Below are 24034 nucleotides of genomic sequence, written 5' to 3'. Positions count from 1 at the left end.
ATGCTTAAAAAAATAATCTTAGTTTTATGTGTAGGATTTTCTTTTCTTTTTGCAAATACAGAATATAAAGTAAATCCTGATACAGGATTGATTATAGATCCAGATTCTCCTTTAGTGGAGGCTAACTGTTTAGCGTGTCATGCTTCAGGTCTTATAACTAATATGCGCGCAAGTAGGCAAGCTTGGCTTGCTGCTATTCGTTGGATGCAACAATCTGAAGGTTTATGGGAAATTCCTGCAGATGATGAAGAAAAAATTTTAAATTATTTAACTAAATATTATGGGGAAAAATACGATACTAGACGAAGAATCCCTTTAAATTTATTATCAGAAAGATAATCATTTATATAGAATAAAGGAAAAAAGATGAAATTAAAATCGTTAAGTATTATCGCAAGCATTGCTTTGTTTTCTAATGTAGCTATGGCAGATGAGAATTCTGGTATGTTTTTAGGTGTTGATGCTGGATGGTTTCATACTAAAATAGATAGTAGCATTAAACATAGAGGTACAACTCAATCAAATTTTAATGGTGATTTAGAAGGAAATATTCCTGTTTTTGGTTTAAAAATAGGTTATCGTATCAATGAAAATCATAGAGTATATAGTGCTTATAATTATTCAAGTGAAATGAGTGATGTTATCACAATTCCTAAATTTACAATAGATGGAGAATTTGATACTCATAAAATTTTATTTGGTTATGATTTTACTCCAAAAGTATTTGATAATACAAGAGCTGTTTTGGGACTTTATAGTGGTTATGCTAGAACAGATCTTACTTTAAAAACAACTCTTTTATCTCTATCTGAAAATTTTGATGGTTTTACTTATGGAGCAAAAATAGGTGCTTTATATGAGCTAAATTCTTCAAATGAGATAGAATTTGGTTTTAAAATAGAAAAAACCACCTATACTTCGGAGAATTTTTATCAAAGTGCTATAGGATCAAATTTTTATAATCCTGAACAAACTAATTATGGTTTATATCTAGGTTATACTTATAAATTCTAGGAGTAAAAATGCCAAAAGATGCAAATGGTGCAGAATTAAATGCAGGTGATAGTGTAAGCGTCATAAAAGATTTAAAAGTCAAAGGAGCAGGTGCTACTTTAAAGCGTGGCACTACTATCAAAAATATCAAATTAACAAATAAAGATACCGAGATTGAAGCTAAGGTTGATAAATTTGGTATGATAGTGCTAAAAACAGAATTTCTTAAGAAAATTTAAATAAATTCTCAAAAATTATTTTTGAGAATTTTCTTCTATGCAATGTTTAAAAATGAATTGATGTTCTTGTGGTAAATTTGCAAATAGGGCATTAGCCAAATTTCTAATCTCCCAAAGAGCTGATTTAGAGCCTCTTAAAGTAAGAAAATTTTGCAAACTTCTTGCGTTTATAGTCAAAGTGAGTTCGGTTTTATAGCTTTCTGGTAAGCAGTATTTTGCGATGTCTAAGCTTATGCTATTTTGCAAAATTAAACGCAAATTTTCCAAAGCTTTTATACTTGCATTATCTACTATTTCATTTCCTGTTAATACTAAATATCTTTTAGCATTTTCAAAGTCATTTTCTTTGAATTCACTTTCATTTTTGAGTTCTTTTAAAGTATATCTTGTGCTTTTTACACTAGGGCTAGTATGACGATGTCTTGCAACTTCTTGCAAGCAAGCTCTTGAAATATCTTGTATATAAAAAGTATAATTTAAATGTTCTAAAGTGGAAGCGTGTTTAAATTTATTTCCTACGCGATCGATTAATTCTTTATCTTTTTCTCCTCCACAATCGCCTTTATCAAAACTTTGCCAACAAGTTCTTGTAGCATGTGAGCACACGCTTAGTGGAGTGTAGTTTAATAATGTAATCTTCATCAATTATCCTTATAAAAAATAAGCTAATTTTACAAAAAAAGTTTATAAAAATAAAATTTTTTATTGGTTATAATTTTAAAAAAATAGCAAGGTAATTTTATGAAATTAAAACAAACTAAATATATATTTGTAACGGGTGGAGTTTTAAGTTCTTTAGGCAAAGGTATCGCTGCAGCTTCAATCGCTACAATTTTAAAAAATTCAGGTTTAAAAGTAAGTATTTTAAAAGCTGATCCTTATATAAATGTTGATCCTGGCACCATGAGCCCTTTAGAGCATGGAGAAGTTTTTGTAACTGATGATGGAGCTGAAACGGATCTTGATTTGGGTCATTATGAAAGATTTTTAAATGAAAGTTTGTCTCAAGATAATAATTTTACCACAGGAAGAGTTTATCAAAGCGTCATAGAAAAGGAAAGAAGAGGAGATTATCTTGGTAAAACTATACAAGTTATCCCTCATATAGTGGATGAAATAAAAGATCGTATAAAAAAAGCTGGGGTAGATAAAGATATTTTGATAGTAGAAATTGGCGGAACGGTTGGCGATATAGAAGGTTTGCCATTTTTAGAAGCCATTAGAGCTTTAAAGCTTGAAGTTGGAAAGCATAATGCTATTAATATACATCTAACTTTAGTACCTTTTATAAAAGCAGCAGGAGAGCTTAAAACTAAGCCAACTCAACATAGTGTTGGAGAGCTTCGTCGTATAGGTATAAGTCCTGATATGATTATATGTAGAAGTGAAAAATCTTTAGATAAAGACTTAAAAGATAAAATTGCAATTTCATGTGGAGTTGAAAAAAATTGTGTTATAGAAAGTGTTGATGCAGCAAGTATTTATCAAATTCCATTGAATTTTTTAAGTCAAGATATTTTAAGTGCTATTGCAAATTTGCTTGATTTAAAAGATTTAAAGCCAAATATGAATGAATGGGATATTTTAGTAAAAAGGGTTATAGCTCCAAGCAATGAACTAAACATTGCTTTTGTTGGAAAATATGTTGATTTAAAAGAAAGTTACAAAAGTTTAACTGAAGCTATTATCCATGCTGGTGCAGCTTTAGATGCAAGGGTAAATTTAAAATGGATTGATAGTGAAAAATTAGAAAATTCTAATATAGAAGAAAATTTTAAAGATGTAAGTGGGATTTTAGTAGCTGGTGGTTTTGGATATCGTGGTGTAGAAGGTAAAATTCAAGCTATAAAGTATGCAAGAGAAAATAAAATTCCATTTTTGGGAATTTGTTTAGGGATGCAGCTTTCTTTAATAGAATTTGCAAGAAATGCTTTAAAACTTGAAGATGCAAATTCGAGCGAATTTGACAAAAATTGTAAAAATCCTATTATATTTTTGATTGATGAATTTATTGATTCTAGTGGTAAAAAACAAATTAGAACAAGCAAAACTCCACTTGGTGGGACTATGAGACTTGGATCTTATGAGTGCCATATAAAAGAAAACACCTTGCTTAGTAAGGTCTATAATGGTCAAAAAATAGTAAAAGAACGCCATCGTCATCGCTATGAAGCAAATCCAAAATATAAAGATATTTTTGAAAAAAATGGACTTATGATTAGCGGAGAAAATGATGGATTAGTTGAAGCTATAGAATTAAAAAATCACCCATTTTTCTTAGCAGTGCAGTTTCATCCAGAATTTACTTCTCGTTTGGTGAAAGTAAATCCTGCGATTTTTTCTTTTATAAAAGCATCGTTAGATAAAAAATATGTTAAATAAAGCACAAATTAAACAAATTTTACATCAGCGTTTTGAAAATGATGTTCATGTAAAACTTTGCGATCTTCCGATGCCTTCTTGCTTAAAAGATGTTTTTAAAGGGGCACTGCGTATAAAAGAAGCTATAGAAAAAAATCAAAAAGTTGCTATAGTCGGTGATTATGATGTAGATGGAGTCATTTCTTGTGTCATACTTTCAGAATTTTTTGATGATATAGGTTTTGATTATATAGTTAAAATTCCAAATCGCTTTAAAGATGGATATGGTTTAAATGAAGAAATCATTAATGAACTTGGATCAATTGATTTAATTATCACTGTGGATAATGGCATAGCTGCTATTGAAGCTGCAAAAATGTGTAAAGAAAAGGGTATTGATTTAATTATCACAGATCATCATATGCCACCTGCTATTTTACCTGATGCTTATGCTATTATTAATCCAAAACAGCAAGATTGTGATTTTCCTAATGTTGAAATTTGTGGAGCTCAAGTTGCGTGGTATTTAATTGGAGCTATAAAAGAAGTTTGTAAAATTAATTATGATATGTGTAAATTTATCGAGCTTTTGGCTATTGCTATTATAGCTGATATGATGGAGCTTAGGGATTTAAATAGAGCTTTGGTAAGAAAAGGCATAGAATGTATTAACTCTTCTAATCGTGTTGCATTTAAAGCCATGCGAAAATATTTTGGAAAAGATAAATTTGAAATTGACAATATTAGCTTTTTAATAGCACCATTAATCAATAGTGCAGGAAGAATGGATGATGCCATCATTTCTTATAAATTTTTACACTCAAAGAATATGGATGAGGTGATGGATTATTTAGAGCAAATTGTTTCTTATAATAATAATCGAAAAGATGAAGAAAGAGAACTTTTTAAACAATGCTTAGAACAAATTGATGGGAATAATAATGTAATTATTGCGAATGGCTGTAATTGGCATGAAGGAGTTTTAGGCATAGTAGCAAGTAGATTGGCAAAACATTTTAATAAACCTGCTTTTGTATTCTCAGAATGTGAAGATAGAGCTAAAGCAAGTGTTAGAAGTGTTGGGCAAATTGATATTTTAGAAGTTATAGAAAAAGCCAAAGAATTAGTTTTAAGCTATGGCGGACACAAAGGTGCTGCTGGAGTAATGGTTCATATAGATCAACTTGAGTTATTTAAAAATAGACTTAATGAAATTTGTGCTCAAATTCCAAAAGAAGATTTTTATAGTTTAGATGAAGTTCTTGGTAGTATTGATCCTAACGATGTTGATTTTGAACTTTTAGAACTTTTAGAATTTTTTGAGCCATTTGGTCATAAAAATCCAAGACCATATTTTAAATTTAATCAGCTTTTTGTAAAAAATAAAAAATATATAGGTAAAAATGAAAAACATATTAAATTGATTTTAACCTATGATAATAAAACATTGGAAGCTTTGTTTTTTAATTATGATTATGAGCCAAATATAGGTGAAAATATCAGTTTAATTGCAAGTATTTCCAAAAATAATTTTAGAGGTTTAATTACTCCTCAGCTCACTATAAGAGAGATTATAAAATAGTGTTTTTGGAATAGTTGATTCAAAAATTGCTATTATTGATGATATTTCAAGGTATTGTTTATACTTATGAAGTAAAAATTTTTATTAATGATACTTAACCTGAAATTTTTACAGGTATGATAAAAACTTTAAAAGTACATCTAAACAATATACTTATATTTTTGCTAAAAGCTATAGCTTTGACTGAAAATGTTTCTTTTGAGCGTTATAGCATAGGTATTATAAAAAACCAAAATTATGGATGAATGCAAATTAATAGCATCTATTTGAAGAGTTATGGAATTAGCAAAAAATAACAAAGAGCTTGATACAGTAGCAAGAATTGCGATATGAAATTACATAAGAATATGGTTTAATTAGAATATACTATAACCATCTCTCTAATAAAAAATGTAAAAATCTTAATAAAGTAGCAAAAATTTTTATAACAGTAGTGTTTAAAGTTATAGTAGTAGAAAAATTAGGATAACAAAATTTATGTATTTATTGCTTAAGTTTAACGAAAAATAATACTTGATCTAACAAACAATTAAATTATAAATTTTCTTGTTTTAAAGCTTGAGCTTGATGATAAGCAATCAATGGTTCTATGATTTCATCAAAAAGACCACCTTCTAAAATCGCATCAAGTCTATATAGAGTAAGATTTATTCTATGATCGCTAATTCTATTTTGAGGGAAATTATAAGTGCGTATGCGTTCGCTTCTATCACCGCTTCCAACTTGAGATTTTCTTGCTTGACTTTCTTTTGCTAAGCGCTCTTGTTCTTGCATTTCAAAAAGTCTTGCTTTTAAGACTTTCATAGCACTTTCTTTATTTTTATGCTGACTTTTACCATCTTGATTTACTACTACTATGCCAGTTGGGATATGGGTAATTCTTACAGCACTATCTGTGGTATTTACACTTTGTCCACCATGACCGCTACTACGCATTACATCAATTTTTAAATCGTTTGGGTTGATTTGAATTTCTATATCATCAACTTCAGGCATAATAGCTACTGTAATAGCTGAAGTATGAACTCTTCCTTGTGATTCAGTTTCAGGAACTCTTTGAACTCTGTGAGTACCACCTTCATATTTTAACCTAGAATAAGCTCCATTTCCTTTTATAAGAATGATGATTTCTTTAAATCCACCAACACTTCCTTCGCTTGAACTGACTATTTCGTATTTATAATCACGATTTTCAGCATAGCGTATGTAAGCTTTTACCAAATCTCCAACAAATAAAGAAGCCTCATCACCACCAGTTCCAGCACGAATTTCTAAAAAGATATTTTTATCATCATTTGGATCTTTTGGTAATAAAAGGATTTTTAATTCTTCTTCAAGTTTAGGTTTTAAAAGTTCTAAATTTTTTAATTCTTCTTTGGCTAATTCTCCAAGCTCAAGATCAGATAATAGAACCTTATTTTCTTCTATATCCTCTAAAGTTTTAAGATATTCTTGAGCTTTTTCTACTATAGGTTCTAAATTTTTTTGCTCTTTTGATAGAGCAGTCATTTTGGAAATATCATTGGAGATATTAACATCGATCAAGAGAGCATTAAGCTCATCAAAGCGTGCTAAAAAGGGTTTGAGTTTATCAGCTAACATTAAATTATGCTATTTTATTTACCAACAATGCTAATCTACTTACACGGCGTGAAGCGGTTTGTTTTTTCAAAAATCCACGACTTACCATAGCATGGATGCTTTTATTTGCTACTTTTAATGCATTTATTGCTGCTTCTTTGTCGTTATTTGCTGCTGCCTCGCGAACTGTTTTAGTAATGTTTTTTAATCTTGTTCTATAAAATCTATTTCTTTCAGTTCTTTTTATAGTTTGTCTTGCTCTTTTTTCAGCAGATTTATGGTTTGCCATAATGTTCCTTTTTTATAAATTAAGTTGATAATTATACAAAAAATAAATTAAATTTTTATAAATTTAAGCGATATTAAAGTATTTAGAATGCGAACTATTAAAGTTTAAATTGCTTACTTGTTTTAATATTTTATATTATTAAATTTTAGAAAATCTCTTAATTTATCATACTCTCCATTTTCTAAATAGCGATATTTTCCAGCTTTTAATACACCAAGATCTAAAGCACCAAAAGCCACTCTTTTAAGATCCATTACTTCTAGATCAAAATGTCCAAAAAATCTTCTAAGTTCTCTATTTTTACCTTCATTGATAATTACTTTTAGTTTGGTAAATCCTCCACTTGATCCAAAAATTTCAAAATCCAAAAAAGGAGCAAAACTCATAGATGTTATTTTGGTTTTTGCGTGAGCTCCTTTTGTTTCATTTTGAATTTCTAAACCATTTTGCATAGCCTCTATGACATTTTTATCTACAATACCTTTAACTTTTAAATAATACTCTCTTTCTAAATCACTATGCATTAACGCATTAGCTATTACAGGAGAGTCTGTTAGTAAAAGCAAACCTTCACTTGCAAAATCTAATCTTCCCACACTAAGCCAAGTGCTAAATTGTTTTGGCAGGGTATGATAAATAGTTTTTCTATCTCTATCATCTTTTTTACTAACTATTTCACCCTTTTGTTTGTGATAAATGATGACTGAAAATTGTGTTTTTTTATGTAATTTTTTACCATTTATAAAAATTTTATCATCTTCTTTTACACTATCGCTTAATTTTGCAATCTTGTGATTTATTTTAACCAAACCTTGCTTTATAAGCTCATCAGCTTCACGGCGTGAATATTTGCTATTGTGTGAGATAAATTTGTTAATTCTCATTTTCACTCATTTTATACTACAAATATTGTTGGAACTATGGTTGGATATTTTTTAATTTTTTTAAATATATGTTTTTTTAACACTTGTCTAATTTGTGCTTCTAAAATTTTTGGATTGTTTAAAATTTCATCCTTTATATTTGGTAAAAATTGACTTAAAACATCACTCATTTCTTTAGAAAATGCTCCATCTTGCTTATCTGCTACCAAGCCATAACTAAAAACTCTTGGTTTATTTATAAGTGTTTTGGTTTCTTTATTTAGTTGAGCAATAATGACTACTATACCACTATCTGCTAATTTTTGTCTATCTATTACAACATCATCAGCGATTTGTTTATTGATTTGATTGTCTACAAAAACCTTACCTGTTTTGACTGTTTTTACGCGTTTGATGTATTTTTGACAAAGCTCTACTTGATCACCATCACTCATTAAATAAATATTTCTTTCAGGAATTCCACATTTAATAGCCGTTTCTTTATGTTTGTTTATGTGGTTATATTCTCCATGGACAGGTAGAAAAAATTTAGGTTTTACTAAGGTTAGCATTAGTTTTTGCTCTTCTATACTAGCATGTCCACTTACATGAATTTCGCTAAATTCTTGATAAGCTACTTTTGCTCCTGCTTTTAAAAGAAAATCAAGCACAGCAGAAACATTTGCTTCATTTCCAGGTATAGCTTTAGCTGAGATGATCACTTGATCACTAGGTTTGATTTTAATAAATTTATGCTCATCTGTGGCCATTCTATATAAAGCACTCATTGTCTCGCCTTGACTTCCTGTGGTAACTATAAGCACTTCATTGTCTTTATATTTGCTTACCTCATCTGCATCAATGAAAATTTTTCTATCTAGTTTAATATATCCAAGTTCCATGGTTGTATATAAATTTCTTTCCATGGATCTACCAATGACGCATACTTTTCTTCCATATTTTAAGCCATAGCTAATTGCTTGATAGACTCTATGTATATTTGAGCTAAAAGTACTCATTATTACTCTACCTTTAGTTTTAGAAAAAATTTGATCAAAAGTAGGTCCCACTGAACTTTCACTTTTAGTATAGCCTTCTTTGTATGAGTTTGTACTATCACTTAAAAGGCACAAAACCCCTTCTTCTCCATATTGAGCTAAACGATTTAAATCTGTTGGATAGCCATCAATTGGAGTTTGATCTATTTTAAAATCTCCTGTATGTATTATAGTACCTGCTTTAGTTTTTATGGCTAATGCTGAAGCGTCAATGATAGAATGGGTTATATGTATCCATTCTATATCAAAATCACCTATTTCATAAATTTCTCTTTTGGTAACTGGTCTAAACCATTTGCGTTCAGCTTTTAGTCCATGCTCTTCAAATTTATTTGAAATCATTCCAAGAGCCAATGGAGTAGCATAAATTGGAAATTGAAATTCTTTAAAAAAATACGGTACAGCACCTATATGATCTTCGTGTGCATGAGTGATAATAATAGCTCTAATTTTATTTTTAATCTTTCTTATATAATCAAAATCAGGTATGATAATATCCACTCCATGCATAGTTCCATCAGGGAAACTCATCCCAATATCAACAACAATTGCATCATTGTTTGTTTCAAAAACGGTTATATTTCCACCTATTTCTCCAAGCCCACCAAGAGGTGTAATTTTGATTTTATATTCACTTTGATTATTGTGTTTTAAAGGGTGTAATCTTAACTCATGCATAAGCTTATTTGCTTCTATGCTTTTTGCAAGCTCTATTTGCCAATCTTCATTGCCATTCAATTTTGAAGGTAAATTTCGATTTTTCTTTTTTTTCTTTTTATCATCAGAATTGGTAGAATTTTCTATGTTATTAACACCTTCTTCTGTTGTATTTTCAAAATTTCTTTTTCTTTTATTTTTAAATTTATTAAATTTTCTAGCTTTATTTTGCTCTAAAGTTTTGTTTTCCTCGTTCATAGTTATCCTTTAAATACTTAAAAATTTTAAGGTATTGATCAACGCTTATTTCATGAGCCCTTGAAGTAGGCATTATTTTTAATGTATTGAAAATTTCTAAAATTTTTTCTTTTTTATCTTTAAAATTTGATATTAATTGTTTTCTTGGATTTTGAAAACAAATTCTAAGAAAAGCTTTAAAATCTTCTAAATTTTCAATTTTTTGCTCATAAGTCGCTATTTTTTTGAGCTTCATTACAGCTGAAGTAACTTTTGGAGGCGGATTAAAACTTTCTGATTTGATTTCAAATAATAAATTTCGTTTGCAAATCAACTCACAAAGAACACTTAATGCTGAAAAATTACTTTCTTTAAAATTTGCACAAAATTTTTGCGCGACTTCTTTTTGCACCATAACAATTAGCCCTAGACATTTGTTATCCTCTAAGGCTTGTAAAATTAAATTTGTAGCAACATAATAAGGTAAATTTGCTACCAAAAAATACTCTTTCTTGCTTAAATTTCCATTTTCAAAAGCTAAACTAGCATCTTTATGTATAAGCTCGAAATTTCCACCTTGAATTTCATTTTGAAATTTTTTATCTAAAATAGGAATTAAATCTTTATCGATCTCATAAGCTCTTAGTTGGACTTGTGGGATTTTCAAAAGTTCTTGCGTTAAATCACCTAAGCCAGGCCCAATTTCAACTATATTTGTAGTATCTTTGGGTATGGCTTGAGTGATTTTCATTATCACACCCTTATCGCATAAAAAATTTTGTCCAAAATGTTTTTTTGCTTTTATCATTGATATATTCTATCTAAAATTAATTAATTATAGCATTATTTTAAGCACCAATTAGATAAAATTTACCTTATTTTTTATAAAAGGTTTCAATTGGATAAGTTGATAGTTTGTGCAGGCGGTAATGAGGAATTTGAATTTGCACAAAATATAGGAATAGGCCTTATAAATTCTGCTTTTAATTTAGGAAAAATTTTAAGCAAAACAAGTGCTAAACAAATCATTTTTATAGGAACTTGTGGAATTTATAAAGATGGAGAAATTTTGGATATTTATGAGAGTTCTTGTGCTAGTAATATAGAATATTCTAATTTTTTTGACGGATTTTATACTCCTATAGAAAATAAAATTATATTAAATGTTTCACATGAAACTATTATCAATTCTTCTAACTATATATGTAAAGATAAAACTATAGCTCAAAAATATGCACAACTTGGACTTAGCATAGAAAATATGGAGGCTTATTCAGTGCTTTCTTGTGCAAAAAATCATAATATAGATGCAATTTGTTATTTATGTGCTACAAATTTTTGTAATGAATTTGCCCATGAAGATTTTTTAAAAAATCATAAATTTGCTAAAGAAAAATTAAAAGATTATTTATTTGATAAAAAATTAATATAAAAGGTTTAGATTGATAAATATTTTAGATTACACAAAAGAAGAATTATACGAAATAATAAAACCAAATTTTAGAGTAAAACAAATTTTCGAATGGATTTATAAAAAAAATACAAATGATTTTTTGCAAATGTCTTCTTTACCAAAAAATTTGAGAGAAGAATTAAATAATACTTATCATTTTTCTCCATTAAAATGTATAAAAAGTGAAGAAAGTAAAGATGGTAGTATAAAATATCTTTTTGAGCTTTTAGATGGCATGAAAATAGAATCAGTTTTACTTCCTATGAAAAAAGAGCTTATAGATGAGAATGGAAAAATAATTAAACATGCTAGATATACTATATGTGTTTCATCTCAAGTGGGTTGCAAAAGTGGTTGTAGTTTTTGTTTGACAGCTAAAGGTGGTTTAAAAAGAAATTTAAGTGCTGGTGAGATAGTAGGACAAATTTTATGGATAAAAAAGCACAATAATATCCCTTATGAAAGAAGAGTAAATATAGTCTATATGGGTATGGGAGAGCCACTTGATAATCTTAAAAATGTATCAAAAGCTGTAAAAATTTTAGCTGATAATGATGCATTAGCTATAAGCCCTAGAAGACAAACTATAAGTACTAGTGGATTGGCAAAGCAAATAATCGAACTTGGAAATATGAATTTAGGCGTTCTTTTAGCCATTTCGCTACATGCTGTAAATGATGAGCTTAGAACTAAGCTTATGCCTATAAATAAGGCATATAATATAGCTAGTATTATGGATGCTGTTAGAGCTTTTCCTATAGATCAAAGAAAAAGAGTTTTATTTGAATATCTTTTAATAGATGGTTTGAATGATAAAATAGAGCATGCAAAAGAATTGGTAAAACTTTTAAATGGTATAAAAGCTAAAGTAAATTTAATACTTTTTAATCCACACGAAGGTAGTGAATATAAAAGACCAAGCATTGAAAATGCTGTTAAATTTCAAGATTATTTAAGCGCAAAAGGTGTTACTTGTACTATAAGAGAAAGCAAAGGACTTGATATATCAGCAGCTTGTGGGCAGTTAAAAGAAAGGTTATCATGACACTTTTAGATATTATGCAAATTATATTTATTGCTATAGTTGTTATAGTAAGTATTGGTGGAATTATTTATGTATTGAAAAATGAAGGAAAAAATGATGACAAATAAACAAGATTTGATAAATAATGAATTATTTCAGAAAAGATATATTAAGCCAAATATATTTTAAAATAAATTTATATAACACTATAGACTATTGATATGATATAGATAAAATTTACAAATATAATAAAACTAAAGAGATATAATAAAAATTATTAAAAAGATTGGAAAATAAATCTTTAGTACCAAATGGAGCTATTTTTGTATACCCTATTTATAGTTCTTTATCAAGACTTAAAGGTTTAGATGAATTTAACGGAGATTTTATAAATTTAGATGATAATAGAGAAAGAATTTTAGAATTTTATATACAAAATTTTTATAAATCTTGTAATTATTGTAGAGATTTTAGCAAGCCAAATAAAAAATTCTAATAGCAATACAAACAGACAAGATTTTAAAATTAGAAAAAGATTAATTTTTATAATTTGTATTATATAAATTTATGTTTCTTATGGTGATATTTATTTAATGAGTTTAGTAGTATTTAAAATATCTTAAAATTAATAATAGTGTCATTGTAAAATATATAAGTTTTTCTAGCTTATATATTTTTGCAATTTATTTATAACATCAGATATGATTTTATCTGCATCATTGCGTGAAAATTTATTATGTATTGCATCAATAAAAACATAATTTTTATTATATGTTGACCAATATATACTATCTTTTTTTGAATATAGTCCCATGCTAGAAATTTTTAAATTATTTGCTATATGTATAACTCCAGTTGAAGGACTGATTACGCATTTTGATTTAGATATTAATTCTACAAGATTTAAAATATCGTTGTTATTTTGAAAAATAAATATTTTTGTCAAAAGTTTTGAATCAAATTCTGTAATTTTTTCTATAAAATATTTATAAACCCTATTATAAGTTGGAATAACTATACTTATATTTTTAGTATTTAATATTTTTTGAATCAGATCAAAATATAAAAATATATTTAAATTAAATTTGGTAGATATGCTAAATGGATTGATAATGATAAAATTATTAATTCTATTGTTATATAAAAATTTATTTATTAAATTTTTATTTTTTTTGTACCGTTTGTATGCTAATATTAAAATATAAATTTTTAATCTTTTTATTAAATATTTTTGGTTGTATTTTTCTTGCATAATATAGCATCAAATCTTCAATATTTTTATTGTTGTGTATTCTTTTTAATATATTAAAAAATACAACTTTACATTTCATAGATAATATGCTTTTAAATTTTGCTTTTATTATATTTTTTAGCGTTTGTTTGTTCTAATAATTGTATTATCGAATATGTTGAAATATAGCTTATAAGGTAATCTAATTTATGATTATTGATTTTTTGTATTATATTGTTTTTATTTATTAATTGTATTTGATTAATAAAATTTAAGTTTAAAAGATTTTTTAGATTGTGATTTTCTATAAAAATAATAATTTTGGCATTATAAATATGCTTAATAGAATAAAGCATTTTAAGACTTAATATTGTATCTCCTATTTGGGTTGAGCAATAATATCCTATATTAAGCTGCTTACGCCCCCCCCCATAATATCTCTAGTTTTTGTGTATATATTTATTAAATTGTTATCACTTTTTTGTTTAGCCATTAAAAATTCCTGTTTTTTAAAAAAATTCTTCTTTTATATCTTTTTTTGATTTTATGAAATAATTTTCATTATTATAACTAAATTTCAAGCTATGAGAATGCAAAAGCAATCTTTTGGCTCCTGTTATTTGCACCCTTTCTTTTTCATTTAGTTTGTTATCTAAGATTTTTTCTATATCTTTTTTTTCTAAACCATATAAAGGTTCTCCAAAAATTTTATGTTTCACATGAAACAAATGAAGGCGAATTTGATGTTGTCTTCCCGTTAAAGGTTTTGCTAAAATTAAACTAGCATTTAAATGATCTATATATTCTAATGTTTCAAAATGCGTAATAGCATTTTTCCCATTTATGTCTATACACATTCTAGTTTTAATATTATCATAGTTTTTTTCTAAACTCATACTTTCATTTACTGCAAAAAATGGTTGTGTTTTACCATTTACTAAAGCTATATAATTTTTTTCTATAAGTCTTTTTTCAAACATAGTTTTAAATTCTATTTGAGATTTTTTATTTTTTGCTATGAGTATAAGTCCGCTAGTTTCTTTGTCTAGTCTATGAGCTACACAAGCTTTCTCTCCCCATAAATGCCAAATTTCATCGCAAAGGCTATATGTACAATTTCTTCCATTTGGGTGGGTTAAAACTCCGCTTGGTTTTTCAACTACTGCAAAATCATCATTTTCATATACTATATCTATGCCTTTGGGGTTGTTTTCATATGTTATCAATTCTATTGATCCATCTAAAATTTTATTTTTTTCTTCTACTAAATTTCCATTGCAAAAAAGTCTTTTTTTATCTATGATTTTTTGAGCTTCATTTATAGAAATTTTTAGTTCATCCATAAGCACTCTAAAAGCTTTTTTTCCATTATTTGAAAGTTTAATTTTTATATAAGGCAATTTTAATCCTAGTGTAAAATAAAGTTAGATAAAATAAATGCTTTTTTATAAAAAAGTATTTATTTATATAATACAAAAAAAGGTCTTAAAATGGTTGAAAGATATAGCAGAGAAGTTATGGCTAAAAAATGGGATATTCAAGCAAAATATGATGCTTGGTTAAAAGTAGAATTAGCCGCGGTAAAAGCTTGGAATAAACTTGGACTTATCAATGATGAAGATTGTGAAAAAATTCTAAAAAATGCAAAATTTGATATAGCAAGAATCGATGAAATAGAAAAAACTACCAAGCACGATGTTATAGCTTTTTTAACCAATATTAGTGAAAATTTAGGAGATGAAAGTCGTTTTGTGCATTATGCGATGACAAGCTCAGATTGTATCGATACGGCTGTAGCTTTGCAAATTAAAGAAAGTTTAGAGTTGATACTACAAGATTTGGATGAGCTTTTAAAAGTTATTAAAACTAGAGCTTATGAGCACAAAAATACTCTTATGGTTGGAAGAAGTCATGGAATTCATGGAGAGCCTATAACTTTTGGTTTGGTAATGGCTATTTGGTATGATTCTTTGATACATGCTAAGGATTTAATCATCCGCGCTAAAGAAGTTATCAGTCATGGTAAAATTAGTGGAGCTATGGGAAATTTTGCTCATGCACCGCTTGAATTTGAAGAAGAAGTTTGCAAAAATTTAGGTCTTAAACCCGCTTTAGTTTCTAATCAAATCATACAAAGAGACAGATACGCTCAAGTGATTTCAGCATTAGCGATTTTAGCTTCAAGTTGTGAACAAATTGCTGTAGCGATTCGCCATTTTCAAAGGACTGAAGTTTATGAAGCTGAAGAATATTTTTCAAGCGGGCAAAAAGGAAGCTCTGCTATGCCGCATAAGAGAAATCCAGTTTTAAGTGAAAATATAACAGGACTTTGTAGGATTATAAGATCTTATGTTACTCCAGCTTTGGAAAATGTAGCTTTATGGCATGAAAGAGATATATCCCATTCTAGTGTTGAAAGATTTATATTGCCAGATGCTTTTATAACTACTGATTTTATGTTATCAAGACTTTGTGGGGTGATAGAAAAATTACTTGTATATCCAGAAAATATGATGAAAAATTTAAATTTAACAGGGGGTCTTGTATTTTCTCAAAGAGTATTGCTTGAGTTACCATTAAAGGGCATCAGTCGAGAAAATGCTTATAAAATAGTTCAAAAAAACGCAATGAAAGTTTGGCAAGATTTACAAAATGGTAAGTCGGCTTTAAATGAAAAAGGTGAGAGTTTGTTTTTGACAGCACTTTTAAACGATGAAGATCTTAAAAAATCTTTAAATGAGGCAGATATAAGAGAGTGTTTTAATTATGATTATTACACAAAAAATGTAGATAAAATTTTTAACAGAACATTTCAATAAGAGGGGTTGGAAAAATGAAGGTATTAAAAAGAAATGGACGCACAGAAGAATTAGATGTGTCTAAAATTAAAAAATATACCACAGATGCTGTAGCAAATTTGGATAATGTAAGTCAAAGTGAGCTTGAAGTTGATGCTAAAATTCAATTTCGCGATGGTATAAGTACTGAAGAAATCCAACAAACTCTTATAAAAACAGCTGTAGATAAAATAGATATAGATAGGCCTAATTGGACTTTTGTTGCTGCAAGATTGTTTTTATATGATCTTTATAAAAAAGTAAGTGGATATAGCGGATATAAGCATTTAAGAGAATACCTTGAAAAAGGTGAGAAAGAAGGTAGAATTTTACTCGGTCTAAAAGAAAAGTATGATTTAGATGATTTAAATTCCTATATAGATCCAAACAGAGATTTGCAATTTACCTATCTTGGGATTAAAACTTTATATGATAGATATTTAATTAAAGATTCTAAAGGCAATCCCATAGAGCTTCCACAGCATATGTTTATGGCTATTGCGATGTTTTTAGCACAAAATGAGCTGGATTCCCAAACTTGGGCTAAGAAATTTTATGATTTAATTTCCAAATTTGAAGTGATGTGTGCAACTCCAACTCTGTCTAATGCTAGAACCACAAGACATCAATTAAGCTCATGTTATATAGGAAGCACGCCTGATAACATAGAAGGAATTTTTGATTCTTATCAAGAAATGGCGCTTTTGTCTAAATTTGGTGGTGGTATAGGCTGGGATTGGTCTAAAGTGCGTGCTATGGGCGGAAGTATAGATGGACATAAAAATGCGGCTGGTGGGATAATACCATTTTTAAAAATTACTAATGATATAGCAGTAGCAGTAGATCAGCTTGGTACTAGAAAAGGTGCGATTGCAGTTTATATAGAACCTTGGCACATGGATATAAATGACTTTTTAGACTTGCGTAAAAATTCAGGTGAAGAAAGAAGAAGAGCTCATGAGCTTTTTCCGGCTTTATGGGTGAATGATTTATTTATGAAGCGTGTAAGAGAAAATGGAAAATGGACTTTATTTGATCCAGCTGATACGCAAGATTTGTGTGATTTATATGGTGAGGCTTTTGAGCAAAAATATGAAGAATACGAAAAAGATGAAAGCATAGCTAAAGAAATAATTGATGCTAAAGAGCTTTGGAAAAAAATACTGCTTAGTTATTTTGAAAGCGGTTTGCCATTTTTGTGTTTTAAAGATAGTGCAAATAAAGCAAATCCAAATGCACATAGTGGGATCATAAGAAGTTCAAATTTATGTACAGAAATTTTTCAAAACACAGAGCCAAATTACTATCAAATAAAAGTTACTTATGAAGATGGTAGTTTTGAAAATTTTAATGAAGACGATGAAATAATCATCGATGGTGGTTATGAAAAATTTGCTAAGAAAATTTCTACCTTAGATAGCATTAATGGTAAAAAAGTTTATATAGTAGAAAAATTTAAAAACGAAGGTAAAACCGCAGTTTGTAATCTAGCTAGTATAAATTTAAGCAAAATTAATACAAAAGAAGATATCCAAAGAGTTGTCCCAACAGCTATTAGAATGCTTGATAATGTAATTGATTTAAATTTTTATCCTCATTTAAAAGTAAAAAATACCAACTTGAAATCTCGTGCTATAGGACTTGGTGTAATGGGTGAAGCACAAATGCTAGCACAAGATCAAATTCATTGGGGTTCTAGTGAGCATTTTGAAAGAATAGATCGCATTATGGAAATGATTAGCTATGAAGCTATTTTGGCTAGTTCTAATTTGGCTTTAGAAAAAGGAAAATATCCTGATTTTGAAGGTTCTAATTGGAGCAAGGGTATAGTTCCTATAGATGTGGCTAATGAAAATGCTAAAAAACTTACAATTAGCGATGGATTGTTTTCTCAAAGTGAGTGTGATTGGGAAAAATTAAGAGAAAAGCTCAAAAGAGATGGTATTAGAAATGGTTATTTGATGGCTATAGCACCAACTTCTTCTATATCGATTTTGGTTGGAACTACTCAAACCATAGAGCCTGTGTATAAAAGAAAATGGTTTGAGCAAAATTTAAGCGGTATGATACCTACTGTGGTTCCAAATTTAAATCTTGACACTTGGCAGTATTATACCCCTGCTTATGAATTAGATCAAAAGATTTTAGTTAAAGCTGCTGCTATACGCGGTAAATGGATAGATCAAGGTCAATCTTTAAATATCTTTGTATCTTTAGATAAAGCAAGTGGTGGATATTTAAATGAAATTTATCAACTAGCATGGGAGCTTGGTATAAAATCAACTTATTATTTAAGAAGTGAAAGTCCAGATAGTGAAAAGGTTAATGTAGCAGATCGTTCTATAGAATGTGAAGGTTGTCAGTGAAAATGGAGAGGCAAATATGTATAGGAAAAATTCATTACCAGAGCTTACGCTTAGAGGTATAATTTTAGGAAGTATTTTAACGGTTATTTTTACAGCTTCAAATGTTTATTTGGGGCTTAAGGTGGGTCTTACTTTTTCTACTTCGATTCCTGCTGTTGTGATTGCAATGGCAGTTTTAAAATTCTTTAAAGATTCAAACATTTTAGAAAACAATATGGTTCAAACTCAAGTTTCTGCTGCAGGAACGCTTTCGGCAGTAATTTTTGTCATCCCAGGTCTTTTTATGTGTGGATATTGGTTTGAATTTCCTTTATGGCTGACTTTTATGCTTTGTCTTTGCGGTGGAGGTTTAGGGGTGCTTTTTACCATACCTTTGAGAAAAACTATGGTTGTTGAAAGTAAATTAGCATATCCTGAAGGACGCGCTGCGGCTGAAATTTTAAAGGTTGCTAACAAAGATCAAGCTGATAAAAAAGGAAAAATTGGTTTAAAAGAAATAGGCTTAGGGGCCATTTTAGCATCGATAGTGAGTTTGTTTTTAAGTGGATTTAAATTAATTGCAGGTGGGAGTAGTTTTGCTTTTATGTGGCAAAAAATGGCTTTTGGTTTATCTATGGGATATTCCGTAGCTTTATTAGGAGCTGGGTATTTAGTAGGAATAGCTGGTGGAGTAGCTTTGCTTGCAGGGATGATTTTAGCTTGGGCGGTATTTGTCCCTTATTTTTCTGCTAAAGAAAGTTTTGATATAAGCTTAAGTGCTTTAGATATAGCTAATCAAATTTGGGCACAAAAAGTGCGTCTTATAGGTACAGGTGCTATAGCTATAGCAGCTTTATGGACTTTACTTGAACTTGCAAAACCTGTATATGAAGGAATAAGAAATTTACTCAAAACAACATCTTTTAATGTTTATAAAGATTCTAAAGATACAGATTTATCTTTGAAGGTGATGTTGATTTTATTTGCATTAATGGTTTTTGGTTTGTTTGTATCTTTTTATGCTTTTGTGGCTGATTCAAATTTGTCTAGCTCTCATCAAGTACTTTTTGCGTTTTTGGGGACTTTATTAGCTGTTTTTATAGGATTTTTTGTCGCATCAGCTTGTGGTTATATGGCAGGATTGGTTGGATCTTCTTCATCTCCTATATCAGGTATAGGCATTATAGCTATTATGGTTTCTTCTTTGATTATATTATTAATAGGATATAAAATAAATTTATTTAGCGATCCTTTAATGGCTAAATTTGCAATCGCTTTTGCTATTTTTACCACCAGTGTTATTTTAGCGACTGCAGCTATATCTAATGATAACTTGCAAGATTTAAAAACAGGTTATTTGGTAGGAGCTACTCCTTGGAAACAACAAGTTTCTTTGATTATAGGATGTTTTTTTGGGGCCTTAGCTATAGCTCCTGTTTTAAATTTGCTTTATCAGGCCTATGGTTTTGTAGGTGCTATGCCAAGAGAAGATATGGATGCGGCAAATGCTTTAGCAGCACCACAAGCAAATTTAATGAATACCATAGCTCAAGGTATTTTTAATGCCAATATGGATTGGAATTATATTATTATAGGAGCTTTTGTAGGAATTGGTGTTATTATCATAGATCGTTTATTAAGAAAGAAAAATATGTCTTTACCTCCTTTGGCCGTTGGTATAGGTATTTATTTACCACCTGTTGTAAGTACGCCTTTGTTTATAGGTGGCTTAATAGCATATTTAACCAAAAAGCGTCTTGAGAGAAAATATCACAACAACGCACACAAAAAAGAACTTATACAAGAGCATGAACAAAAAGGCATTTTATTTGCTTCAGGATTGATAGTAGGAGAAAGTATTTTTGGTGTGCTTATAGCTGGTTTAACGGTATTTTCTGTGAGTAAATATGGCATTGAAAATCCACTTGCAATAACAAGTTCTTTTCAAAATAGTGAAAGTATTGGTTTAATTGTTTTTGTAATGATTATATTTATTTTTATAAAAAGAGTGCTTAAAAAATGAATATAGAATATTATTATGCTTTAATCCTAGGAATCATAGAAGGTTTGACTGAATTTTTACCTGTTTCTTCTACAGGTCATATGATCTTAGGAGCAGAGCTTTTGCGTTTGCAAATTGATGATTTTTGGCGTAGTTTTTTTATCATAATCCAGCTTGGATCTATCCTAGCTGTGATTTTTATATTTAAAGATAGACTAGCCCAAAAAATAGACATATGGCTTAAATTATTTGTGGGTTTTTTACCAGCAGGTGGTGTAGGCTTTATAATGTATAAATTTTTAAAAGAATTATTTAATGGTTATACGGTAGCCACTATGCTTATTATAGGGGGTATTATATTTATCATTATAGAGCTTAAACATAGAAAAAAAGATTATGCTATACATTCTTTAGATGAGGTAAGCTATAAGCAGGCTTTTTTAATAGGCTTAACTCAAGCTTTAGCTATCATACCAGGGACTTCAAGAAGTGGTGCTAGTATTATTGGGGGGTTGTTGTTAGGACTTGATCGTAAAATTGCTTCTGAATTTTCATTTTTACTTGCGATTCCTACTATGATAGCTGCAACTTCTTATAGTATTTATAAAGAGCCAGAAATTTTAAATAATGTGAATAATTTCATACCTTTGTCAATAGGTTTTATAACAGCATTTATAACAGCATTTATAGTGATTAAAATTTTTTTAAAGCTTATTGGTAAGATAAATTTTATACCATTTGGAATTTATAGGATAATTTTAGGTTTAATCTTTTTATGGCTTTTTACAAATGGAATTTTAGATACAAGTAAAACTAGTATTTAAAAACATAAAATATGCTTAATTTAAAATAATATTAAGTTTTCATAGCTAAAATTGTCTTTAGAATTTTAAATGAAGCTCACAAAGTAGGTGAGTGATAAGGGTAAAAATGACAAAAGATATTATCGCATATATAGATAATGGTGCTTTGATAGACACTCAAAGCTGTAAAGATAATGCAAATTTAACTCCGATTTTTTTTGATAATTCTAAAGATAGCTTAGAAGTCATTCGTCATTCTTGTGCGCATTTGATGGCGCAAGCTATTAAAAGCTTATATCCAGAAGCTAAATTTTTTGTTGGTCCTGTTATAGAAGATGGATTTTACTATGATTTTAGAGTAAATAGTAAAATTTCTGAAGAAGATCTAGCTAAGATAGAAAAGAAAATGAAAGAACTAGCTCAATTAAAGCTAGATATAACCAAATATGAGCTTTCAAAACAAGAAGTCAAAGAAAAATTTATAGATGATGATTTAAAACAAGAAGTTTTGTTAAGAATTCCAGATGGTAAGGTAAGTGTTTATAAACAAGGCGATTTTGAGGATCTATGTAGAGGTCCTCATGTGCCCAATACAATATATTTGAGATTTTTCAAATTAACACGAGTTGCTGGAGCATATTTAGGTGGCGATGAAAAAAGAGAAATGCTCACTAGAATTTATGGTGTGGCATTTGCTGATAAAGAAAGCTTAAATGAATATTTAAAAATCATAGAAGAAGCAAAAAAAAGAGATCATAGAAAGCTTGGTAATGAAATGAAACTTTTTGCTTTTGATGATGAAATAGGAGGCGGACTTCCTATATGGCTTAGTAGTGGTGCAAAATTAAGAAGTAAGTTGGAGCATTTATTATACAAAGCTCATAGATTAAGAGGATATGAGCCAGTTAGAGGTCCAGAGCTTTTAAAAGCTGATGCTTGGAAAATAAGCGGGCATTATGCAAATTATAAAGAAAATATGTATTTTACTCAAATTGATGAGCAAGAATATGGTATAAAACCTATGAATTGTGTGGGGCATATCAAAGTTTATCAAAATGATGTGAGATCTTATAGAGATTTACCTTTAAAATTTTTTGAATATGGCGTGGTTCATAGACATGAAAAAAGCGGTGTTTTGCATGGGCTTTTTAGAGTTAGAGAATTCACTCAAGATGATGCACATATTTTTTGTATGCCAAGTCAAATCAAAGAGCAAGTTTTAGAAATTTTAAGTTTTGTTGATACTTTAATGAAAGCTTTTGAATTTGACTATGAAATGGAAATTTCTACTAAACCAAACAAAGCAATTGGTGATGATGAAATTTGGAATATAGCTACTAATGCTTTAAAAGAAGCTCTAAACGAGCAGGGTTTAAAATATGGCATAGATGAAGGCGGTGGAGCTTTTTATGGTCCAAAAATAGATATAAAAATAACAGATGCACTAAAAAGAAAATGGCAATGTGGAACCATACAAGTAGATTTTAATTTGCCAAATCGTTTTGAACTTGAATATACCGATGCAAATAACGAAAAAAAGCAACCTGTAATGCTTCATCGTGCGATTTTAGGTTCTTTTGAAAGATTTATAGGAATTTTAATAGAACATTGTGGCGGCGAGTTGCCATTTTTTATAGCACCAACTCAAGTGGCTATAGTACCAATTTCACAAAATCACCATGAATATGCAAAAAAAATTGCCGCACAGCTTTTAGAGCTTGGTATCGATAGTGAAATTTATGCCAAAAACGAAAGCTTAAATAAAAAAATTCGCTTAGCTGAAAAAGCACATGTTCCTATGATACTTGTATTAGGCGATGAAGAAGTGGCAAATGAAAGTGTTGCATTAAGAGATAGAAGAGCAAAAGAACAAAAAACATTGACTTTAGATGATTTTATAACCCTAACAAAGGAGAAATTAAGTGAGGTACGCTTTTGAGTAAAGAAAAAGAAGTTTTGCTAAATGATGAAATCGAGGCAGATGAGATTAGATGTATAGGTGATGATGGAAAAGTTTATGGTATTATTAGTTCAGATGAAGCTTTAGATATAGCAAATAGACTAGGGCTTGATTTAGTGATGATAGCTCCTGATGCAAAACCACCAGTATGTAAAATAATGGACTATGGAAAATTCCGCTATCAGCAAGAGAAAAAACAAAAAGAAGCCAAGAAAAAACAAAAAGTTATTGATGTTAAAGAAATCAAACTTTCTGTAAAAATTGCTCAAAATGATATAAATTATAAAGTAAAACACGCTAGTGAATTTTTAGAACAAGGCAAGCATGTTAAATTTAGAGTTTTTCTAAAAGGTCGTGAAATGGGTACTCCAGAAGCGGCTATAGCTTTGCTTGAAAAAATTTGGCAAATGGTACAAGAGATATCAGATAGAGATAAAGAACCTTTACTTGAAGGTCGTTATGTAAATATGTTAGTAACTCCTAAAAAGAAAAAGTAATTACAAGCCTTTAAGGCTTGTG

General features: G+C 29.0%; 24 protein-coding genes. 16 read left to right on the top strand and 8 right to left on the bottom strand.

Annotated features, from left to right (window positions below; genetic code table 11):
* From sorB to FPD38_RS04800, 3 genes are read left to right on the top strand one after another with little or no spacing between them, the layout of a single operon-like run.
* Positions 1-339, top strand: a complete 339-nt coding sequence (gene sorB / locus FPD38_RS04810; RefSeq protein ID WP_147555611.1) for a sulfite:cytochrome c oxidoreductase monoheme cytochrome C subunit — start codon at positions 1-3, stop codon at positions 337-339.
* A 27-nt stretch (positions 340-366) separates the two neighbouring features.
* Positions 367-1014 (top strand): outer membrane beta-barrel protein, encoded by a 648-nt coding sequence (locus FPD38_RS04805; protein WP_147555610.1) that lies wholly within the window; start codon positions 367-369, stop codon positions 1012-1014.
* A gap of 8 nt (positions 1015-1022) precedes the next feature.
* On the top strand, positions 1023-1232 hold the full coding sequence (locus FPD38_RS04800) for an alkylphosphonate utilization protein (RefSeq protein ID WP_039664888.1): 210 nt from the start codon (positions 1023-1025) through the stop codon (positions 1230-1232).
* Positions 1233-1247: 15 nt separating this feature from the next.
* Here FPD38_RS04800 and thyX read toward each other — a convergent pair whose 3' ends face one another.
* A complete protein-coding gene (gene thyX / locus FPD38_RS04795; RefSeq protein WP_147555609.1) occupies positions 1248-1874 on the bottom strand; it encodes an FAD-dependent thymidylate synthase in 627 nt (208 codons plus the stop codon).
* 99 nt (positions 1875-1973) lie between these two features.
* On the opposite strand from thyX, the gene pyrG reads away from it, so the two are divergent.
* The 3 genes from pyrG to FPD38_RS08290 all read left to right on the top strand — a co-directional run bounded on the left by pyrG (position 1974) and on the right by FPD38_RS08290 (position 5420).
* On the top strand, positions 1974-3614 hold the full coding sequence (pyrG, locus tag FPD38_RS04790; RefSeq protein WP_147555608.1) for a CTP synthase: 1641 nt from the start codon (positions 1974-1976) through the stop codon (positions 3612-3614).
* Positions 3604-5175: a single-stranded-DNA-specific exonuclease RecJ gene (gene recJ / locus FPD38_RS04785; RefSeq protein WP_147555607.1), complete on the top strand. Its 1572-nt coding sequence runs from the start codon at positions 3604-3606 to the stop codon at positions 5173-5175. The genes pyrG and recJ overlap by 11 nt, the downstream gene beginning before the upstream one ends.
* Positions 5176-5291: 116 nt before the next feature.
* On the top strand, positions 5292-5420 hold the full coding sequence (locus FPD38_RS08290) for a hypothetical protein (protein ID WP_261798292.1): 129 nt from the start codon (positions 5292-5294) through the stop codon (positions 5418-5420).
* A gap of 289 nt (positions 5421-5709) precedes the next feature.
* Here FPD38_RS08290 and prfA read toward each other — a convergent pair whose 3' ends face one another.
* From prfA to rsmA, 5 genes are all read right to left on the bottom strand, one after another.
* Positions 5710-6777: a peptide chain release factor 1 gene (gene prfA, locus FPD38_RS04780; RefSeq protein ID WP_147555606.1), complete on the bottom strand. Its 1068-nt coding sequence runs from the start codon at positions 6775-6777 to the stop codon at positions 5710-5712.
* Between the two features lie 4 nt (positions 6778-6781).
* A complete protein-coding gene (rpsT, locus tag FPD38_RS04775; protein ID WP_147555605.1) occupies positions 6782-7045 on the bottom strand; it encodes a 30S ribosomal protein S20 in 264 nt (87 codons plus the stop codon).
* A gap of 122 nt (positions 7046-7167) precedes the next feature.
* Entirely contained in the window at positions 7168-7929 is a 762-nt protein-coding gene (locus tag FPD38_RS04770; RefSeq protein WP_147555604.1) for a pseudouridine synthase, read from the bottom strand.
* Positions 7930-7940: 11 nt separating this feature from the next.
* Positions 7941-9881, bottom strand: a complete 1941-nt coding sequence (locus FPD38_RS04765) for a ribonuclease J (protein ID WP_147555603.1) — start codon at positions 9879-9881, stop codon at positions 7941-7943.
* Positions 9847-10668, bottom strand: a complete 822-nt coding sequence (rsmA, locus tag FPD38_RS04760) for a 16S rRNA (adenine(1518)-N(6)/adenine(1519)-N(6))-dimethyltransferase RsmA (RefSeq protein WP_147555602.1) — start codon at positions 10666-10668, stop codon at positions 9847-9849. Before rsmA ends, FPD38_RS04765 begins: the two co-directional genes overlap by 35 nt.
* 99 nt (positions 10669-10767) lie before the next feature.
* Here rsmA and FPD38_RS04755 point away from each other — a divergent pair, with 99 nt between their 5' ends.
* The 4 genes from FPD38_RS04755 to FPD38_RS04745 all read left to right on the top strand — a co-directional run bounded on the left by FPD38_RS04755 (position 10768) and on the right by FPD38_RS04745 (position 12833).
* On the top strand, positions 10768-11292 hold the full coding sequence (locus FPD38_RS04755) for a purine-nucleoside phosphorylase (protein ID WP_187153106.1): 525 nt from the start codon (positions 10768-10770) through the stop codon (positions 11290-11292).
* 10 nt (positions 11293-11302) lie between these two features.
* A complete protein-coding gene (gene rlmN, locus FPD38_RS04750) occupies positions 11303-12358 on the top strand; it encodes a dual-specificity RNA methyltransferase RlmN (protein WP_147555600.1) in 1056 nt (351 codons plus the stop codon).
* On the top strand, positions 12355-12465 hold the full coding sequence (locus FPD38_RS08285; RefSeq protein WP_261798291.1) for a hypothetical protein: 111 nt from the start codon (positions 12355-12357) through the stop codon (positions 12463-12465). Before rlmN ends, FPD38_RS08285 begins: the two co-directional genes overlap by 4 nt.
* Positions 12466-12623: 158 nt before the next feature.
* A complete protein-coding gene (locus tag FPD38_RS04745; protein WP_147555599.1) occupies positions 12624-12833 on the top strand; it encodes a hypothetical protein in 210 nt (69 codons plus the stop codon).
* Positions 12834-12998: 165 nt separating this feature from the next.
* Here the strand turns inward: FPD38_RS04745 and FPD38_RS04740 are convergent, their stop codons facing one another.
* Positions 12999-13589 carry a glycosyltransferase family 9 protein gene (locus tag FPD38_RS04740; RefSeq protein ID WP_147555598.1) on the bottom strand — a complete coding sequence of 197 codons (591 nt, stop codon included), beginning with the start codon at positions 13587-13589 and terminating at the stop codon, positions 12999-13001.
* A gap of 488 nt (positions 13590-14077) precedes the next feature.
* Positions 14078-14968: an RluA family pseudouridine synthase gene (locus FPD38_RS04735; RefSeq protein ID WP_147555597.1), complete on the bottom strand. Its 891-nt coding sequence runs from the start codon at positions 14966-14968 to the stop codon at positions 14078-14080.
* Between the two features lie 90 nt (positions 14969-15058).
* Here FPD38_RS04735 and purB point away from each other — a divergent pair, with 90 nt between their 5' ends.
* The 6 genes from purB to infC all read left to right on the top strand — a co-directional run bounded on the left by purB (position 15059) and on the right by infC (position 24012).
* Positions 15059-16387, top strand: coding sequence for an adenylosuccinate lyase (purB, locus tag FPD38_RS04730; RefSeq protein ID WP_147555596.1), 1329 nt, complete (start codon positions 15059-15061; stop codon positions 16385-16387).
* A 14-nt stretch (positions 16388-16401) separates the two neighbouring features.
* On the top strand, positions 16402-18771 hold the full coding sequence (locus FPD38_RS04725) for a ribonucleoside-diphosphate reductase subunit alpha (protein WP_147555595.1): 2370 nt from the start codon (positions 16402-16404) through the stop codon (positions 18769-18771).
* Between the two features lie 16 nt (positions 18772-18787).
* On the top strand, positions 18788-20773 hold the full coding sequence (locus tag FPD38_RS04720; protein WP_147555647.1) for an OPT family oligopeptide transporter: 1986 nt from the start codon (positions 18788-18790) through the stop codon (positions 20771-20773).
* Between the two features lie 2 nt (positions 20774-20775).
* A complete protein-coding gene (locus FPD38_RS04715; RefSeq protein WP_147555646.1) occupies positions 20776-21576 on the top strand; it encodes an undecaprenyl-diphosphate phosphatase in 801 nt (266 codons plus the stop codon).
* 106 nt (positions 21577-21682) lie between these two features.
* Positions 21683-23494 carry a threonine--tRNA ligase gene (gene thrS / locus FPD38_RS04710; RefSeq protein ID WP_147555594.1) on the top strand — a complete coding sequence of 604 codons (1812 nt, stop codon included), beginning with the start codon at positions 21683-21685 and terminating at the stop codon, positions 23492-23494.
* Positions 23491-24012 (top strand): translation initiation factor IF-3, encoded by a 522-nt coding sequence (gene infC / locus FPD38_RS04705; protein ID WP_147555593.1) that lies wholly within the window; start codon positions 23491-23493, stop codon positions 24010-24012. Before thrS ends, infC begins: the two co-directional genes overlap by 4 nt.
* Positions 24013-24034: the final 22 nt, after the last annotated feature.

Origin of the sequence: Campylobacter volucris (genome assembly GCF_008011665.1) — a bacterium.
Lineage (GTDB): Bacteria > Campylobacterota > Campylobacteria > Campylobacterales > Campylobacteraceae > Campylobacter_D > Campylobacter_D volucris_A.
This window is presented reverse-complemented; position numbering and strand designations above follow the sequence as displayed.